This is a genomic window from Gemmatimonadaceae bacterium (genome assembly GCA_030647905.1).
Classification (GTDB): domain Bacteria; phylum Gemmatimonadota; class Gemmatimonadetes; order Gemmatimonadales; family Gemmatimonadaceae; genus UBA4720.
In genome coordinates, this window is sequence record JAUSJA010000027.1 from 70,153 (window position 1) to 86,841 (window position 16,689).

The 16,689-nt window shown below is 63.5% G+C and carries 14 protein-coding genes, 1 tRNA gene and 1 pseudogene; 5 read left to right on the forward strand and 11 right to left on the reverse strand.

The genetic code is table 11. The annotated features are described in order from the left end of the window. Positions 1-14 precede the first annotated feature (14 nt). Positions 15-1,250 (forward strand): HD domain-containing protein, encoded by a 1,236-nt coding sequence (locus tag Q7S20_09305; protein ID MDO8502031.1) that lies wholly within the window; start codon positions 15-17, stop codon positions 1,248-1,250. A 44-nt stretch (positions 1,251-1,294) separates the two neighbouring features. Here the strand turns inward: Q7S20_09305 and Q7S20_09310 are convergent, their stop codons facing one another. The 6 genes from Q7S20_09310 to Q7S20_09335 all read right to left on the reverse strand — a co-directional run bounded on the left by Q7S20_09310 (position 1,295) and on the right by Q7S20_09335 (position 8,709). Further along, on the reverse strand, positions 1,295-3,289 hold the full coding sequence (locus Q7S20_09310; protein MDO8502032.1) for an acetoacetate--CoA ligase: 1,995 nt from the start codon (positions 3,287-3,289) through the stop codon (positions 1,295-1,297). A 25-nt stretch (positions 3,290-3,314) separates the two neighbouring features. Next, positions 3,315-4,508 (reverse strand): homogentisate 1,2-dioxygenase, encoded by a 1,194-nt coding sequence (locus Q7S20_09315; GenBank protein ID MDO8502033.1) that lies wholly within the window; start codon positions 4,506-4,508, stop codon positions 3,315-3,317. A 35-nt stretch (positions 4,509-4,543) separates the two neighbouring features. Further along, complete coding sequence (gene hppD, locus Q7S20_09320; protein ID MDO8502034.1) at positions 4,544-5,668, reverse strand: 4-hydroxyphenylpyruvate dioxygenase; 1,125 nt, start codon at positions 5,666-5,668, stop codon at positions 4,544-4,546. Positions 5,669-5,693: 25 nt separating this feature from the next. Then, complete coding sequence (locus Q7S20_09325; protein MDO8502035.1) at positions 5,694-5,912, reverse strand: hypothetical protein; 219 nt, start codon at positions 5,910-5,912, stop codon at positions 5,694-5,696. Next, the gene (locus Q7S20_09330; GenBank protein ID MDO8502036.1) at positions 5,905-6,699 is read right to left on the reverse strand and encodes a Stp1/IreP family PP2C-type Ser/Thr phosphatase; all 795 of its coding nucleotides are present in this window, start codon (positions 6,697-6,699) and stop codon (positions 5,905-5,907) included. Before Q7S20_09330 ends, Q7S20_09325 begins: the two co-directional genes overlap by 8 nt. 78 nt (positions 6,700-6,777) lie before the next feature. Continuing rightward, positions 6,778-8,709: an ABC transporter ATP-binding protein gene (locus Q7S20_09335; GenBank protein MDO8502037.1), complete on the reverse strand. Its 1,932-nt coding sequence runs from the start codon at positions 8,707-8,709 to the stop codon at positions 6,778-6,780. Positions 8,710-8,763: 54 nt separating this feature from the next. Between Q7S20_09335 and Q7S20_09340 the strand changes: the two genes are divergently transcribed. The 3 genes from Q7S20_09340 (at position 8,764) to uvrA (ending at position 12,314) form a co-directional block, all read left to right on the forward strand. Beyond that, on the forward strand, positions 8,764-9,030 hold the full coding sequence (locus tag Q7S20_09340; protein MDO8502038.1) for a GlsB/YeaQ/YmgE family stress response membrane protein: 267 nt from the start codon (positions 8,764-8,766) through the stop codon (positions 9,028-9,030). A 34-nt stretch (positions 9,031-9,064) separates the two neighbouring features. Continuing rightward, complete coding sequence (locus Q7S20_09345) at positions 9,065-9,325, forward strand: GlsB/YeaQ/YmgE family stress response membrane protein (protein MDO8502039.1); 261 nt, start codon at positions 9,065-9,067, stop codon at positions 9,323-9,325. Positions 9,326-9,476: 151 nt separating this feature from the next. Continuing rightward, a complete protein-coding gene (uvrA, locus tag Q7S20_09350; protein ID MDO8502040.1) occupies positions 9,477-12,314 on the forward strand; it encodes an excinuclease ABC subunit UvrA in 2,838 nt (945 codons plus the stop codon). Here the strand turns inward: uvrA and Q7S20_09355 are convergent. Further along, a complete protein-coding gene (locus Q7S20_09355; GenBank protein ID MDO8502041.1) occupies positions 12,311-13,114 on the reverse strand; it encodes an SDR family oxidoreductase in 804 nt (267 codons plus the stop codon). The genes uvrA and Q7S20_09355 overlap by 4 nt on opposite strands. Positions 13,115-13,244: 130 nt before the next feature. Between Q7S20_09355 and Q7S20_09360 the strand changes: the two genes are divergently transcribed. Beyond that, positions 13,245-13,317, forward strand: a tRNA-Asn gene (locus Q7S20_09360). 184 nt (positions 13,318-13,501) lie between these two features. Here the strand turns inward: Q7S20_09360 and Q7S20_09365 are convergent. The 4 genes and pseudogenes from Q7S20_09365 to Q7S20_09380 form a co-directional block, all read right to left on the reverse strand. Continuing rightward, positions 13,502-13,921 carry a hypothetical protein gene (locus tag Q7S20_09365; GenBank protein MDO8502042.1) on the reverse strand — a complete coding sequence of 140 codons (420 nt, stop codon included), beginning with the start codon at positions 13,919-13,921 and terminating at the stop codon, positions 13,502-13,504. A gap of 237 nt (positions 13,922-14,158) precedes the next feature. Then, a pseudogene (locus Q7S20_09370) lies at positions 14,159-14,392 on the reverse strand (ISNCY family transposase). 47 nt (positions 14,393-14,439) lie between these two features. Then, entirely contained in the window at positions 14,440-14,769 is a 330-nt protein-coding gene (locus tag Q7S20_09375; protein MDO8502043.1) for a hypothetical protein, read from the reverse strand. Between the two features lie 564 nt (positions 14,770-15,333). Next, positions 15,334-16,680 carry an amidohydrolase family protein gene (locus Q7S20_09380; protein MDO8502044.1) on the reverse strand — a complete coding sequence of 449 codons (1,347 nt, stop codon included), beginning with the start codon at positions 16,678-16,680 and terminating at the stop codon, positions 15,334-15,336. Positions 16,681-16,689 lie beyond the last annotated feature (9 nt).

Consider the following 16,689-nt stretch of genomic DNA (forward strand, 5'->3'; position numbering starts at 1 on the left):
CACAAGGGTCGCGCATGACATTCGAGATTCTGCGCGACCCGCTGTGGAATAACATCCGGGTAGACGAGCTGACACTTCGGCTCGTTGACACCGCAGTCTTTCAGCGCCTGCGGTACGTGCGGCAGCTCGGGCTCGCGTATCTCGTATATCCCGGCGCGACGCACTCGCGATTCGAGCATGCGCTCGGTACGTACCACCTGTCGCGCGGCTCGCTCGCGCTTCTCGCTGAACGTGACGGCTCACGGGACGTCGGTCCCGAGGAGCAGGCAATCGTGCGAGCGGCGGCGCTGCTGCACGACGTCGGGCACTATCCGTTCTCCCATGCCCTCGAGGAGATCGGACAGCTTCATCACGAGGATGTGGCCAGGCCGCTCATCACCACCGGGCAGGTCGCGTCGATCCTCGCCGATGGCATCGCCGCCGACGCGCCGCAGCGCGTGTTCGAGCTCATTCAAGGCACGAGCGCCAGCTCGCTGCAGGGGCTGATCTCCGGGTCGCTCGACCTCGACAAGATCGAGTATCTCAAGCGCGACGCTTTCATGTGCGGCGTGCCATACGGCGAGATAGACGTGGACCGTCTGACGAACTCGATGCTGATCCTGCACGACCCGCACTCCGGACGCCCCGTGCTCGGGGTTCTGGAGAAAGGGTTGTCGGCGCTCGAGTCGCTGCTGTTCGCGAAGTATCAGATGTACCGCAACGTCTACTGGCATCACGGGGTGCGCAGCGCGACCGCGATGTACAAGCGAATGGTGGATGACGCTCTCCGCATCGGCGCGATTGACGCCGAGCTTCTGCCGTCGTACACCGACGAGGGGCTGCTGCATCGCCTGGAGCACGCGCATCCCACGCCGATTCTCGATGCGCTTCGGAGCAGGCATCTTTACAAGCGCGCGCTGGAATGGCCCGCAAGCCAGCTCGATGACGGATTCGGCGAATGGATCTCGACCGACCGCGAGCGCACGCGCGAAGCGGAAGATGAGCTCGCCCGCGAGCTTGGCATGGCACCGGGTGACGTGCTTCTCGATTTCCCGATGAAGACGCAGATGCTGGGGCTCGACATCCCGGTGCAGCGGCGCAGTGGCGAGGTGGAGCGGCTCACCGGCGAAGGCTGGCCGGGGACGATCAACCTGCCGACGCTTTCCGAGGAGCTCTACCGGAGCGCGCGGTGGCTTCGCGTTTTCGTCGCGAAGCGAATGGAGATAGCGCCAGGCCGCGTCAAGGCGATTCTCGACGCAATGCAGGCGTAATCAGCGGGTTCCCGCCGTGTGCGTTGGCGCCACGGGCGGCGGGGTCACACTCCCTGCGCTCCTTTCTCGAACAGCTTCAATGATTCAGGGTTCGCCAGCGCATCGGTGTTGTTCACCGGCCGGCCGTGCAGCACTTCGCGGACGGCAATCTCGCTGATCTTGCCGCTTATGGTCCGCGGAATATCGCTCACCTGGACGATTTTTTTCGGGACGTGAATCGGGCTCGTGTTGTCCCTTATCTGCTTTCTGATGCGGTCGCGCAGCGCATCGTCCAGCGTGTCGCCTTCGCGCAGCCGGACGAAGAGCACGATCTGGACGTCGCCCGATGCCCCCTCGCCGATCTCCTGACCGACGGCGACGCTCTCGACGATCTCCGGCAACTGCTCCACCTGCCGGTAGATCTCGGCCGTCCCGATTCGCACGCCGCCGGGGTTGAGTATCGCGTCGCTGCGGCCGTAGATGATCATTCCGTCGTGGCCGGTGAGCTCGGCCCAGTCGCCGTGCCGCCACACATTCGGAAACTTCTCGAAGTAGGCAGCGCGATACTTCGATCCGTCGGGGTCGTTCCAGAACTCGACCGGCATGCTGACGAAGGGCCGGGTGCATACGAGCTCCCCCGGCTCTTCCACCACCGGATGGCCCTCTTCGTCGAATATGTGCACCGCCATGCCGAGAGCGCGGCACTGGATCTCGCCGCGATATACCGGGCCGATGGGATTCCCGCCGGCGAAGCACGACACGATGTCGGTGCCGCCGCTGATGCTCGCAAGATGGACGTCCTGCTTGATCTTCGAGTACACGTAGTCGAAGCTGTGCAGCGCCAGCGGGCTTCCCGTCGAGAGAATAGTGCGCAGCGCCGACAGATCGTGTGATGCACCCGGCTCGAGCCCGTTCTTCTCGCACATCGCCAGGTACTTTGCGCTCGTCCCGAAGACGGTGAGCTTCTCGCGCGCCGCCATGTCCCAGAGCGCGTCGGCCTGCGAAGGAAAAGGCGCCCCGTCGTAAAGCACGATGGTCGAACCGACCGCCAATGCGCTCACCAGCCAGTTCCACATCATCCATCCAAGCGTGGTGAAATAGAAGACGCGGTCCTCACGCTTGAGATCGGCGTGCAGCAGCAGCTCCTTGTAATGCTGGAGCAGAGTTCCGCCGGCGCCATGCACCATGCACTTCGGCAGGCCCGTCGTCCCCGACGAATACAGGATGTACAGCGGATGATCGAACGGCAGCATCTCGAACTCGACGCTACCCCACGCGCTCGCCGAGAACTCGTTCCACGGGACCGCGTGCGCCAGGTGTGATATGTCCGGTTGCCTGTCGCCATAGGCTACCACGACCACCTGCTCGATTGATTCAATCCGCTCGACGACGTCAGCGACTCGCCCGAGGCAGTCTATCTTCCTGCCTGCGTACGTGTAGCTGTCCGCGCAGAAGAGAATGCGCGGCTCGATCTGTCCGAATCTGTCGAGCACGCCCTGCACGCCGAAGTCGGGAGAGCACGACGACCACACGGCGCCGATCGAAGCGGCCGCCAGCATCGCGATGACCGCCTCGGGGATGTTGGGCATGAACCCCGCCACGCGATCCCCCGCGCGAACGCCATGCTCACGGAGAGCCGCCGCCACGCGTGCCACCTCGTCGTGAAGCTGGGCGTACGACAGCACGCGTTGCCGGCCGCTCTCGTTCCATGCGACGATCGCGTCGCGCTCGTCGCGATACCGAAGGAGATTCTCGGCGAAGTTGAGCCGCGCACCGATGAACCAGCGGGGACCGTGATCGTGGTCGGGCGGCGCCATCCGGTCGACACCGCGCACGATCTCGTCCCAGGGATCCTCGTCGTCGCCGCGCGACGCCGAGACAAGTCCGGCGAACCGCCACATCGCCGGCCAGAATTTCTCCGGGTGGAGCACCGACCAGTGATAGAGGTCGTCGTACGACCCGCCGGCGTCGGCATGTCGCAGGAAAGCAGACATGTTCGCCTGCGCCACGCGCTCCGCCGACGGAATCCACATCGGCTCGCTGGTGCTATCCTGATTCACAGCGGATACCGGGACTGCGGCCAAATCAGCTCGTCGGCGGGCTGAACTGCCCGTGCTGCACGTCCAGCCACGACTTGTGGTAAGCCGGGTCCTCGATCGCGGTCGCCGCCTTCGCGACCCTGAGCGGACGAAAGCTGTCCATCATCACCGCCAGCTCGTCGGTGTACCTGGCGCCGATGCTCGCCTCCGCGCGCCCCGGATGCGGACCGTGCGGAATTCCGTCGGGATGGTGCGTGATGCTGCCGAACTCGATTCCCTTGCGGCTCATGAACTCGCTCGACGCGTAGTAGAGAACCTCGTCCGAGTCCACGTTGCTGTGGTTGTAGGGCGCAGGAATCGCGTCGGGATGGAAGTCGTAGGGCCGCGGGCAGAACGAGCAGACGACGAATCCGTCGCCCTGGAACGTCTGATGAACCGGCGGCGGCTGGTGCACTCGCCCGACGATCGGCTCGAAGTCCATGATGTTGAACGCCCACGGGTAGAAATAGCCGTCCCAACCGACGACGTCGAACGGATGGTGATCGAGCACAATCTCGTTGATCCCGTCGTACTGCTTCACGAGGAGCGGAAAGTCGCCTTTCTCGTCGTGAGACTTCAGCTCGAGCGGACGCCGGATGTCGCGCTCGGAGTAAGGCGCGCCTTCCACCAGCTGTCCGAATTCATTTCGATACCGCTTGGGAGTGCGGATGTGCCCGCGGCTCTCCATCACCAGCAGCTTCGTCTGCTCGCCTTCGAGGTTCAGGTGGTAGCGATGCAGGATGCCGCGGTGCACGACAAGATAATCGCCCTCTCCGAAGGGAAGGTCGCCGTACACCGTCTCGAGAACGCCCTTCCCCTTGCTGACGTAAACCAGCTCGTCGCCCTGGGCGTTACGATAGAAGTAATCGTCGTTCCTGTCGGGCTCGACGTAGAGCATCGCGATGTCCTGATTGAACAGGAGCGGCATCCGGTCGAGCGTCGGGCTGCCACCCTTCTTCACGCGCGACGTGAGGAAGTGGCGGTGATGCAGAGTCCGATCATCGTCCGCCTCGTATTTCGTCTCCGTCACACGGCGCACTGACTTCACCATCGTCGGCGGATAGATGTGGTAAAGCAGAGACGACGTCCCGGTGAAGCCATCGTGCCCCATCAGCTCTTCGGCGTAGAGCCCGCCGTCGGGCTTCCTGAAGGCGATATGCCTCTTCCGGGGAATGGATCCAAGCGTATGGTAGTTCGGCATTCAGCTGCTCCCCAGGTGCGACCTGTCGACGTGCTTCAGAGATTCCCGCGAAGGTCCTGCTCGCGTTCGAGCGCCTCGAACAGCGCTTTGAAATTTCCCGCCCCGAAACTCTTCGCGCCCTTCCGCTGAATGATCTCGTAGAAGACAGTGGGGCGGTCCTCGACGGGCTTGGTGAAGATCTGGAGCAGATACCCCTCGTCGTCGCGGTCCACCAGAATTCCGAGGTCACGCAGCGGCGCGATGTCTTCGTCTATCTTGCCGACACGCTCGGTGACGCTGTCGTAATATGTCGCGGGAACGCGCAGGAACTCCACGCCGCGATCGCGCAGCCCGGTTACGGTGGTGATGATGTCGTCCGTGGCCATGGCGATGTGCTGCACTCCAGGACCGTCGTAGAACTCGAGGTACTCGTCAATCTGCGACTTCTTCTTCCCCTGTGCCGGCTCGTTGATCGGGAACTTGATGCGCCCGTTGCCGTTCGACATCACCTTCGACATGAGAGCCGAATATTCGGTGGCGATGGTCTTGTCGTCGAACGAGAGAATGTTGGTGAAGCCGAGCACTTGCTCGTAGAAGCCGACCCACTTGTTCATCGCGCCCAGCTCGACGTTTCCGACGCAGTGGTCAACGTACCTGAGACCCGCCGGCTTCGGCTTGTATACCGACGTCAGCGGCACGAAGCCGGGCATGAACAGACCGCGATAGTCGCTCCGCTCGACGAGGCTGTGGATCGTGTCGCCATAAGTGTGAAGCGCGGCGATCACGATCTCACCGCTGTCGTCCTTCATGACGGTCGGCTCCATCGCCGACTTCGCCCCGCGCTCGACGGCAAGCGCGAACGCGGTGCGCGCATCGTCCACCCACAGCGCGATGTCGCGGACCCCGTCACCGTGCCTGTGAATGTGATCCGCGATCGCACCCGATGACCTGATGGGCGTCGTGAAAATGAAGCGGACCTTGTCCTGCTGGAGGAGGTAGCTGGCGGCGTCGCGGAAGCCGGTCTCAGGCCCGCGGTAGGCGACGAGCTCGAATCCGAAAGCGGAGCGATAGAAGTGACTGGCCTGCCTGGCGTTTCCGACGTAGAACTCGATGAAGTCGGTGCCGTTGATGGGGAATGTATCCGTTGCCGTCGACGGCGCGGGCAATGCTGCGGTTGCCATGGTTTTCTCCGTTACCCGTTACCTGCTACCCGTTACCCGTTGCCCGTTCCCTCCCGCGCGCTTCGGCAAGCTTGCGGGCTATCCCGCGATAAAACGCCGCGTCGGCGGGTTTCTGCTGTTCCTCGAGCCCGAGCGCGGCGAGCTCGATGGCGTAAAGTATGTTGCCGAGGTAGAGCTGAGCTGTCGCGGCGACTGTTTCAGTCCCGTCGGCGGAAGGAGGAGCCGGGTAGCCAGCCTCATCCATGCGACCGGCCCTGCGGAACGGGGGTTACCTCCCCCGTCGCAAACCGTGTGTCGGAGGTGATGACTTTCACGACGATCGCCGTGATGTTGTCTATTCCGCCATTGTTGTTCGCGTCCGCAATCATCGCATTCACGATGCGCTCCGGCGTAGCGCGTGACTGAAGAAGCTGCTGGAGCCGCTTGTCCTCGACCATTCCCGTAAGACCGTCGCTGGCAAGGAGAAAGACGTCGCCGACCTGTGTCTCACCGGTGATGATGTCGGGCTCGATCTCGTTGCTCATGCCGATGCAGCACGTGATGACGTTGCTCTGCGGATGATGCCTCGCCTGCTCGGCCGTGATGAGCCCGGCGTCCACCTGCTCCTGGACCAGCGAGTGATCTCGCGTCAGCTGCCTCATCTCGCCGTCGCGGACCAGGTAGATGCGCGAATCGCCGACATGCCCGATCATATAGCGCGTGTCGGACAGAAGAAGCGCCGACGCAGTGCTGCCCATTCCCGTCTTCTCCACCTCGCTCATCGTGCGCTGGAAGACCTGACGGTTGGCGAGGCGAAGAGTGGACGCCAGCCTCCGACCGGCCTCTTCGGCCGCGAGATCGTTGACGTCGGCGAGCTCGCTGGCGATGAGATCAACGGCCATCTGGCTGGCGATCTCGCCCGCCGCATGGCCCCCCATGCCGTCCGCGACGATGAAGAGGCCGCGGTACTCGTTGGCGTCGGCGTAGAGGTTGTCCTCGTTCCCCTTGCGCAGCCTGCCCGTATCGGTTCTAGCTGAGACAGCCAGGTGCACTAATGAGCGCTCCCCGCGATGCGCGGGCAAGAAAATGTCAATGGATTGGCTCACAAAAAGGTTAACTCAGTACACAAACTACGCCACAGTCCACGGGGGCAGCAAGCGTTGTCCTGCCCGAAGTATTTCTTCCCCGCTCTGAAGCCGCCAGAGGCGCTCGTAGAGTCCGCCCCGCGCAAGGAGGGCTTCGTGGGTCCCCCGCTCGACCACCTCGCCGTGGTGCAGGACGAGAATCTCGTCGGCGCTGACGATGGTGCTCAGCCGGTGGGCGATGGCGATCGTCGTGCGCCCCTCCATGAGAATCGCCAGGGCGCGCTGAATCTCCGCCTCGATCTCGCTGTCCACGGCGCTCGTCGCTTCATCCAGAATCAACAGCGAAGCATCGGCTGCCACGGCCCGTGCGAATGACAGCAGCTGACGCTCCCCGACACTGAGTGAAGCTCCCCGCTCGCCAAGCTGCTGGCCATAGCCACCGGGCAGACGGCGGACTATGCGGTCGGCGCCGACCTTCGCCGCCGCTTCCGCGACCTCGTCGTCGGTGAGCGGATTCGAAAGCCGGATATTCGTCGCGACGTCGCCCGCGAAGAGGAAAATGTCCTGCTGAACGTAGGCGATCAGCCCGCGCAGCTCGTCCAGCGGCATCTCCTCGATGTCCACGCCATTAACGAGGATTCTGCCCCGCTGCGGCCGGTAGAACCGCATCAGCAGGTTCACGATTGTGGTCTTGCCCGCACCGGTATGCCCGACGATAGCGAGCGTCCTGCCCGGCTCGGCCGTGAACGAGACGCCCTTCAGCACCCACTCCGGCTCTGCCGGCGCGCCCGAAGACCTGCCGGCGACATGGCCGACGTCATAAGCGAACCAGACTCCGTCGAAACGCACCTCGACTTTCATCCTCTGCCGCTCGCGCGGCCCAGTGCGAATCGGGATAGTCGAGGGCTCAGTATCGAGGAGCATGAAGATCCGCTCCGAGCTCGCCATCGCGCTTTGAAGGATGTTGAATTTTTCGGCGAGGTCCTGGAGCGGCTGGTAGAATCGCCGGCTGAGCTGGAGAAATGCGGCCAGCGCGCCCACGGTGAGAGTATTGGCGTGAACGAGCGAGGCGCTGACGACGACCAGCAGCGCGACCGCAACTGACGTCAGCACCTCGATCGCCGGAAAATAGATGGCGTATACAGTGATTGACCTCTTGTGCGCCTCCAGATGGTCCGCGTTCAGCTTGCTGAATCGCTCCGCTTCGTGCTCCTCGCCTCCGAACAGCTGCACGATGCGCATTCCGGTGATGCGTTCCTGGAGGAAGGAGTTGATGCGCGCGAGCCGGGTCCGAATGTCGCGATAGGCGTCGCGAACGCCGGTGCGGAACCAGTCGGACACTCCTGCCACCAGAGGAATCACGAGCAGCACCGCAATTGACAGCCGCCAATCGAGGAGAAACATCGTCACGCCGATCGCGATCAGCGCGAAGAGGTCGCCGAGTCCGGAGACGACACCCGAGGTGAAGAGTTCGTTCAGGGTCTCGACGTCGGACGTCACGCGGGTGATGAGGCGGCCGGCGGGATTTCTGTCGAAGAAGGCGACGGACAGGCGCTGAAGATGCGCAAAGATCTCGATCCTGAGATCACGCATCACGCTCTGGCCGAGAAGATTGGTCAGCATCGCCTCGCCGAAGGAGCAGATGAACTGGGCGACGAGCGTGACAGCGAAGAGAATCGCGGCACGCACGATCGCTCCTTCGTCGCGCTTCGGAAGGGCGACGTCTATGACCTGCCGTGTGAGGAGAGGACCGGCGAGCTGAAGCACGCCTTCTATGAGAAGCAGCGCCAGCGCGGCGGCGACGAGCGCCTTGTACGGGCGGACATACTTCAGCAGCCTCCGCATGAGGCGCGCGTCATATGTTCTCGCCAGCGCGTCTTCTTCGTGCAGGGTTGCGGGGCTCGACATCCAGCGGTATGGTAACGGCAGATATGTCGCCACGCCACCGACGTCGGGGGAATGGTACGCAGGTTGCACTCCCCCGAGGTTGCAGTCCAGCTATCTGGGCTCATTTCACCCTACGGAGGAGAGATGAATTTTCTCGCATGGATCGTCCTTGGCCTGATCGCAGGAGCGATTGCCAAGGCAATTATGCCGGGCAACGACCCTGGTGGAATCATCGTCACGATGATCATCGGTATTGTCGGCGCAGTCATCGGCGGTTTCCTCGGCAGTACGCTGATGGGAGCCCCGCTGACGGGCTTCTCGCTCCAGAGCATGCTGCTCGCGGTCGTCGGAGCGCTGATTCTTCTCTGGATCTACAGAATGTCCACGCGGGGCCGTACTCGAGTACCATAGCGGCCACGGCCTCGGCAGGGTGAGGGAGTAGTCCATGCCGCTCTGGCTCTACTGGATCCTTCTCGGTCTGGTAGCGGGAACATTGGCCAAGTTCCTGGTGCCAGGGCGGGATCCATCTGGCTGCATCGTCACGATCCTGCTCGGAATCATCGGCGCGGTGATCGGCGGGTTCATTGGAACCCGCTTCGGCTGGGGCACCGTATCCGCCGGCAGCTTCGATCTCAGATCGGTCGCGCTCTCCACCTTAGGGGCCATCGTCCTGCTCCTCGCCGGGAGATTGGTGAGGCGCCTTTAGTTCAAGAGCGTTTTTTACCACAGATGGCACAGATGGGCACAGATGAAAACCCCGGGGTTTTCATCTGTGCCCATCTGTGCATCTGTGGTAAAGCGCTCTGGGAATCGGGGTTTCTTCGGCATTGCCGCCCCCGAGTGAATAACTTGCAAACGTGAAAGAGAGCATCGTCATCCGCGGCGCCCGACAGCACAATCTCAAGGGATTCGATCTCGAGATTCCGCGCCGCACCTTCACTGTCATCACCGGGCCCTCGGGATCGGGCAAGTCGTCCCTCGCCTTCGATACGATCTACGCCGAAGGACAGCGCCGGTACGTCGAATCGCTGTCGGCATACGCCCGCCAGTTTCTCGAACGCATGGAAAAGCCGGACGTCGATTCCATTGACGGATTGTCACCCGCTGTCGCCATCGAGCAGCGGAATCTGACCAAGACATCGCGCTCCACGGTCGGCACCGCCACCGAGATCTACGACTACCTCCGCCTCCTGTGGGCACGCGTCGGACACACACACTGCCCGGTCTGCGCGCGCGAGATGAAATCCGACACGGTGCAGTCAGTCGCCGATACGGTGCTTCGGCTGTCGCCTGGAATCCGGTTCTACGTCGCTTTCCCGCTCCGCCTTTCCGAGCGCGTCACGCACGCGGTCGTGGTGGAGAATCTGCGCGCGCAGGGTTTTCTGCGCGTTTACGCCAGTGGCGCAATGTTGCATCTCGACGACCTCGCCGGATCGAATACAGATCTCACCAGGGTCGCCGAGGTGCTGGTAGTCGTGGACCGACTGGCGCTGTCAGACGATGTCGGAGCACGTCTCAACGACGCCATCGGAACCGCTTTCGCCGACGGCGATGGCGAGTGCGTAATCGTTCTCGCGGATACGCTGGAGAAGCTTCGCTTCACCGAAAGATTCGAGTGTCCCTACGACGGCGCCCGCGCACCGGCGCCGTCGCCCCAGTTGTTCTCGTTCAACAATCCACGCGGCGCGTGCGAGCGATGCAATGGCTTCGGCGCGGTGCTCGAGTACGACGAGTCTCTCATCGTTTGCAATCCCGACCGCACTCTCCGGGACGGTGCAATAGATCCGTGGACGAAGCCGCGCTACGACAACAAGCGGCGCGCTCTCGCCGACTTCGCGAGGCGCGAGGACATTCCGATGGACAAGCCGTGGCGCGAGCTCACCGCGTCGCAGCAGCACATCCTCCTCAACGCACGCACCCGCGGCTACAAGGGCATCCTGCCCTTCCTCTCCGACCTCGAGGAGAAACGCTACAAGCAGTACATCCGGATCTTCCTTCGCCAGTACCAGACGGCGCAGGAATGTCCCGACTGCCACGGCGCCAAGCTGAAGCCGGAAGCGCTCAACGTGCGGGTGGACGGCCGCACCATCGCCGAGATCTCGGACCTCGCTGTGGGCCGTTTGTGCGAGTGGGTGGATGAGCTCGTCCTGTCGGAGTTCGAGCAGTCGGTCGCCGAGACGATTCTGCGCGAAGCGCGCGAGCGGATCAGATTTCTGCGCGACGTTGGACTCGACTACCTGTCGCTCAACCGTGCGACGCGCACGCTGTCCGGCGGTGAAGCGCAGCGAATCGGTCTCGCGAACTCACTCGGATCGCAGCTCGTGGACACTCTCTACGTTCTCGACGAGCCATCCATCGGACTGCATCCGCGCGACATGAGCCGCCTCCTCGGTCTCCTGAAGCGGCTTCGCGACTCGGGCAACACCGTTCTGGTGGTCGAGCACGACCTGGCGGCGATCGAGGCGGCGGACTTCATGGTCGAGCTCGGTCCGGGCAGCGGAGAGCATGGCGGCGAGGTGGTATTCGCCGGACCAATGTCGCGCGTGCACGAGAGTCCCCTTACCGGAAAGTATCTCACCGGGGAGCGGGAGATTCCGCTTCCGCTGGAGCGCAGACGGGTGGGTCCAAGATGGATCACGCTCACCGGCGCGAGAGAGCACAACCTGCAGGGCGTTGACGTTCGGATTCCGCTCGGCGCCATGACAGTGGTCACCGGCGTTTCCGGGTCGGGAAAAAGCACTCTCGTGCATGACGTCCTGTTCCGCGCGCTCGAGACGCTGATCGAGGGCGAGAACACCGCCAAGCGTCACCTCGGCGAAACGGTCGGATCATATTCGACGCTCACCGGCTGGGATGCGATAGACGAAGTCGTGATGATAGACCAGAGCCCGATCGGTAAATCGCCCCGGTCGAATCCGGTCACGTACATCAAGGCGTTCGACCAGATCCGATCGATCTTCGCCGACGCGCTGGTCGCGCGGCAGCGCAAGTACACGCCGAGCACGTTCAGCTTTAACGTCGAGGGCGGGCGGTGCGAGGATTGTGAAGGCGCCGGGTCGCTCGAGGTCGAGATGGTGTTCATGGCCGACGTTCATGTCCCGTGCGACGCGTGCGGGGGCAAGCGGTTCAAGCCGGAAGTGCTCGACGTCAAGGTGAATGGGAAGAGCATCGCGGACGTGCTCGAGCTCACCGTGGACCAGGCGATCCGGTTCTTCCCGCGCGAGGAGAAGCTCGGCCAGGCGCTGTGGCAGCTCCAGCAGGTCGGACTGGGATACCTTCGCCTCGGTCAGCCGGCGACGACGCTCTCGGGCGGTGAGTCGCAGCGAATCAAGATCGCGCGCGAGCTGGCCGCAGCGGGACGGAAGCGCGGGCGCAAGCTGTACATCATGGACGAGCCGACGACGGGGCTGCACCTCGAGGACATCCGGAAGCTCACTGAGGTTCTCGACCGGCTGATCGAGCATGGCCACACGCTGCTTCTCATCGAGCACAATCTCGACATCGTCAAGATCGCGGACTGGATCATTGATCTAGGGCCGGAAGGCGGCATCGGTGGCGGACTCCTCGTGGCGATGGGCCGGCCCGAAGAGATCGCCGCGGTGCCCCAATCGTACACCGGACAGTTTCTCGCGCCCATCCTGCGCAAGTCACCATTGCCTGTCGCGACCGAGAAGCGGCAACGCGTGGCGCGCTAGCGATTCTCCTGCGCCATGCGCGCGAGCTTCGTGACGAGCGCGCGCGGTGCGATCCTCTCCGCCTGCACCATGATCCTGTCGCGCACGCCCGGGATCGCGACACGCGTTCCCCGCATCATCGCCGCGTAGCCATACCGCGCAACGTCATCGGCTGCGGCGACGCCGAGCCTGGTGAACAATCTGGAATTGGAGGTGCCCGCCGTTTTGGCGAAATGCGTCGCCGTCGCGCCAGGGCAGAGGCATGTCACCGTGACGTCGCTATTGCGCAGCTCCTCGGCGAGCGCCTGGGAGAAGCTGAGGACGTATGCCTTGGTTGCGTAGTACACCGCCATCAGAGGGCCGGGCTGGAATGCGGCAGTGGAGGCGACGTTCATGACGCGCCCTTCCCTGCGTTGCAGCATTGCCGGAAGAAACAGCTTCGCGAGGTGTGTGAGCGCGGCGATGTTGACCTGGATCATGTCCAGCTCGCGATCCAGGTCGGTGTCGCTGAACTCGCCGCCCAGCCCGAAGCCAGCGTTGTTGATGAGGAAATCAACGCGCTTTCCCTCCGCCGTGACGGCATCGAACAATCTTTGCGGTGACGCCGGATCCGCGAGATCCGACGCGATGACCATGACTTTGACGCCGTACTTTCCTTCGAGAGTCCCCGCCGCGGCCTCGAGGGCATCGCGGTGGCGCGCGACGAGGATGAGATCATGACCGTGGGCGGCGAGCTGCTTTGCGAGCTCCAGGCCGATGCCGGCCGAGCCCCCGGTTACGAGGGCGGTCTTTTTCTGATTTGATTTTGACGTGGTGGTCATCTTGTCTGGGATATGGAGGGACGTCCTGGCGGGCTGGAGTGGATAATAGACGGCATCCAACGGCAAGGCGCATGCGACGAGCCATCGCGGTTGATTTAGGTCTTCGCCCGGCGTAGTTTTCTCAGACCATTCCCGAGTAGCTCAGGTGGTAGAGCAGGTGACTGTTAATCACCGGGTCGGGGGTTCAAGTCCCTCCTCGGGAGCTTTGTAAGTGGGTCCATGACAAGTAGTTAGGGAACAGGCTCAGGCGAACTTGCCCGAGCCTGTTTCTTTTTATGCACCCAACCAACTACTGACCTTCATGAAATTGGGGTGAGGCCCCGGCGCGGGGATTCCGCACACGTACGCACATGTCGCGCGAAAGCGCTTACCCGAACTCGCTGAAGATCAGTAACGGGGGATGTCCGGCGCCGCCTCCCGTGCCTTGATCTCGATCGGCTCCGCGGCGCCCTCGCCGGGCGTCCGCGGGATGCCGTTCTCGGTGAAGAAGCGCGTCATGAATCGCTGCCCCTCACCGATCCGCTCGACCTCGATCGCGACGGCGTCCACGGACTGCTCGAGGTGCGTCAAGCCGTCGGTGAACTCGCGGGGTAGGTCAGGGATCGCCGACCCCCCCCAGCGCCAGATACGGCGCGCGTAGCGCCTCGGTGCGAGCCGCCACACGAGGTACGCGCCGAGGAGCAGCAGCCCGGCATGTACGCCGGTATGGAGCAGTTCCCCCTCCGCGGCGGCGATCCCCGCGCCGGCCAGGTTGACGACGATGAAGAGCACGGCCACCACCAGCCAGACCTTGGAGCGCCGAGTCATGAGGAACGCCTCCTGTGGTTGCTAGCTAGTGTCCGTCCTGAAACGGTGGTTTCTGTCGGGCGGTGAGTCAAGCCTGCATTCGTTGTGAGGCCTTTTGTGTGCGGCTTTGGCTTGATGTTGCGTGACGATGTTTTTGTACGGCGTGCGGGCGCGCCTTTTGACACTGACGGCCAGATCGAAGCCACGCCGGAGAGAAAAACGATTTCTTCGGCGCGGTGAAGTTGGCTGCGTGGAGGTTCAGGCCAATCGGTGTCGCGCGAGAGTGAGCAGGTTGGCCGTGAGCACTCCCATTCGCACGTAGGCGACGAAGCCAGTCGCGCCTTTCCACGTGCAGCGGTCCAGCCCGAAGGCGCGCTTGAGGAGCGAGATCACGCTCTCGATCCCGGCGCGAAATGCGCGGAGCTTTCGGTAGACCCAGCTGCTTTTCACCATGTCGAGCACGGCCAGTCCGCGGCGCGCAGGATTCCGAACGAGATGCGAATCATGTGGGAGACCTCTCTCGGTAGAAAATGGTTGGCCTACGGGGCCCGCCGGGCGAGTCGCATCGCGAGCGCTCGACCCAGATACGCCGCAACGCCGGCGACGAGCAACGTGGCGGCGGCGATTCCGGGCGCGGACACCGCCATCACGAGCAACGCGCCCCAGCAGACGAGCAACCCGAGCCACCACTTGCGCGGATACAGATACCCGACGATGAGCGCGCCGGGGATGTGCCACACCGCGACGTACGCGGCCACCATGCCCGGCGACCAGCTCGTCGGGGAATCGGAGAAAGTGACGACGACTCCCCAGAAACCGGTGGCGAGCACCAGAACGATCGTTACGGCGAGTCGGGATCCCACGTTCATCAGTGCCACCTTGACGTCACGAGAAGCAAACCTACAAGCAGACCGTGAGAACACCATCACGGGTGCGCCACTCTTTTCTATCGCGTTAACACCACGTCGTGAGTTTCAGGACGCGCTCTAGCTAACGCCCATTATGCCGCAAGCGGAACAGGTGAACGCTGCGGTCCGACGCCGCGGCATGGTCGCCTCGGCCACGGACCCTACGTGAGGCGGTACTGCGTGGTTTCAGTCGGCTGCGCCACACCGAGGAAGCGTGGAACGCCCATACCTTCGCCAGTGCCGGGGTCATATAGCTCCGCCAAGACACCCGTCCCGAGGCTCCCCCGGCGTTCATCGCGCTCTCGCTCCTGCGTTGACTGTTCTTCCTGACGGGTCTTACGTGAGTGTTCCAGGGTCTCCCACGTGGTGTATGTATACCAGATAAGTCCGACAGCCGTGACCCTTCCCTTGTTGTGGAGGCATGCGGCACTGCCGTGCTTCGCCTGGGAAGCCGTCCGGCGAACCACCGCGCGTGAGCCCGCGACCATGCGCGCCGGAGAGACCAAATCCGCGTGATGGCGGGCGCTACCTGGCGCCCGCCCCCTTGTAGATAACTCCATTCTTCATCACGAAGCTCACGTGCTCCGTGCGATGGATGTCCTCGAGCGGATTGCCCAGCACGGCGACGATGTCGGCGAGCTTGCCCGCCTCGATCGAGCCGACGCGTTTCTCCCAGCCGAAAAGCTTCGCCCCGTTCAGCGTGCCAGCGGTGAGCGATGCGATCGGAGTCAGTCCTCCCCACTCCACCATCAATCCGAACTCGCGCGCGTTGGTCCCGTGCTGAATGACACCGGCGTCGGTACCCAGCGCGATCTGCACCTTATGCGCGGCGGCGAGCCGGATGCCGTTTCTCATGGCTGCCGCCGCGGCAAGCGCCTTTTCCGCACGCAGACCCTTGAGCACGCCATTTTTCGCGAAGCCTTCGACCCCCGCGCCGGCCATCAACGTCGGAACGAGAATTGTCCCGTGCTGCACCATCAGCTTTGCGCCTTCCTCATCGAGGAACGAGCCATGCTCGATGGACGCCACACCGGCGCGCGTGGCAATCTTGATTCCTTCGGTTCCGTGGGCGTGCGCCGCAACCTTGCGGCCCAGCTTGGTCGCCTCGTCCACGATCGCCTTCATCTCCTCGTAGGTGTACTGCGTCGCTCCGACAGCGTCACCCTCGGATAACACGCCCCCGGTCGCGCACGCCTTGATGACGTCGGCGCCGTACTTCACCTGGTACCGCACGGCCGCCCGTACCTCTTCGGGACCGTTCGCGACTCCCTCACGGTAGCTCCGCTCGAGAAGTCCCGGACGCCAACCGTTGTCGTCACAGTGTCCGCCGGTGATTCCCAGGGCATGCCCCGCCGCCGCCATTCGCGGACCGATCGCTCTCCCGTCGTCAATCGCCTGGCGCAGCGCCATGTCACCGAAGTCGCCCGAGCCGACGACGCGAATGGACGTAAACCCGGCCATCAACGTCTTCTGCGCGTTCGACACACCGAGTATGGCGGCGTAGCCCGGGTAATCCTTGACGCTGGAGAGGTCCGCCATGGGATCGCCAAGCGTGCGTCCGGTGATGTGAGTGTGCGCATCAATGAAGCCGGGAAGCAGCGTCACGTCGCCAAGCTCCACTACGCGCGCCCCCGCGGGCACTGCGACGCTCGACGCCGGCCCGGCGGCGACGATCCGGTCGCCCGTCACGACGATCGCCGCATTCAGCACTACCGCCGGGCTTGCGATGGTTATCATCCGCGCCGCCTTCAGCACGACAGTCTCCGGCGGTGCAGTCTGAGCGGCCGGTGCCTGCGCGCGCGATGCCGGCACGGCCGTCGTGACAAATAGGGCGGCGAGGAGCAGGCCGAGCGCGGCGCGAATGCGAGTCATCACGGTAAT

What these genes read in the sequence shown, in the direction of transcription:
- Q7S20_09305 (MDO8502031.1), top strand. Translation starts at nt 15, where the DNA reads ATGACATTCGAGATTCTGCGCGACCCGCTGTGGAATAACATCCGGGTA.
- Q7S20_09315 (MDO8502033.1), bottom strand. Translation starts at nt 4,508, where the DNA reads ATGCCGAACTACCATACGCTTGGATCCATTCCCCGGAAGAGGCATATC.
- hppD (MDO8502034.1), bottom strand. Translation starts at nt 5,668, where the DNA reads ATGGCAACCGCAGCATTGCCCGCGCCGTCGACGGCAACGGATACATTC.
- Q7S20_09325 (MDO8502035.1), bottom strand. Translation starts at nt 5,912, where the DNA reads ATGGATGAGGCTGGCTACCCGGCTCCTCCTTCCGCCGACGGGACTGAA.
- Q7S20_09340 (MDO8502038.1), top strand. Translation starts at nt 8,764, where the DNA reads ATGAATTTTCTCGCATGGATCGTCCTTGGCCTGATCGCAGGAGCGATT.
- Q7S20_09345 (MDO8502039.1), top strand. Translation starts at nt 9,065, where the DNA reads ATGCCGCTCTGGCTCTACTGGATCCTTCTCGGTCTGGTAGCGGGAACA.
- Q7S20_09355 (MDO8502041.1), bottom strand. Translation starts at nt 13,114, where the DNA reads ATGACCACCACGTCAAAATCAAATCAGAAAAAGACCGCCCTCGTAACC.
- Q7S20_09365 (MDO8502042.1), bottom strand. Translation starts at nt 13,921, where the DNA reads ATGACTCGGCGCTCCAAGGTCTGGCTGGTGGTGGCCGTGCTCTTCATC.
- Q7S20_09375 (MDO8502043.1), bottom strand. Translation starts at nt 14,769, where the DNA reads ATGAACGTGGGATCCCGACTCGCCGTAACGATCGTTCTGGTGCTCGCC.
- Q7S20_09380 (MDO8502044.1), bottom strand. Translation starts at nt 16,680, where the DNA reads ATGACTCGCATTCGCGCCGCGCTCGGCCTGCTCCTCGCCGCCCTATTT.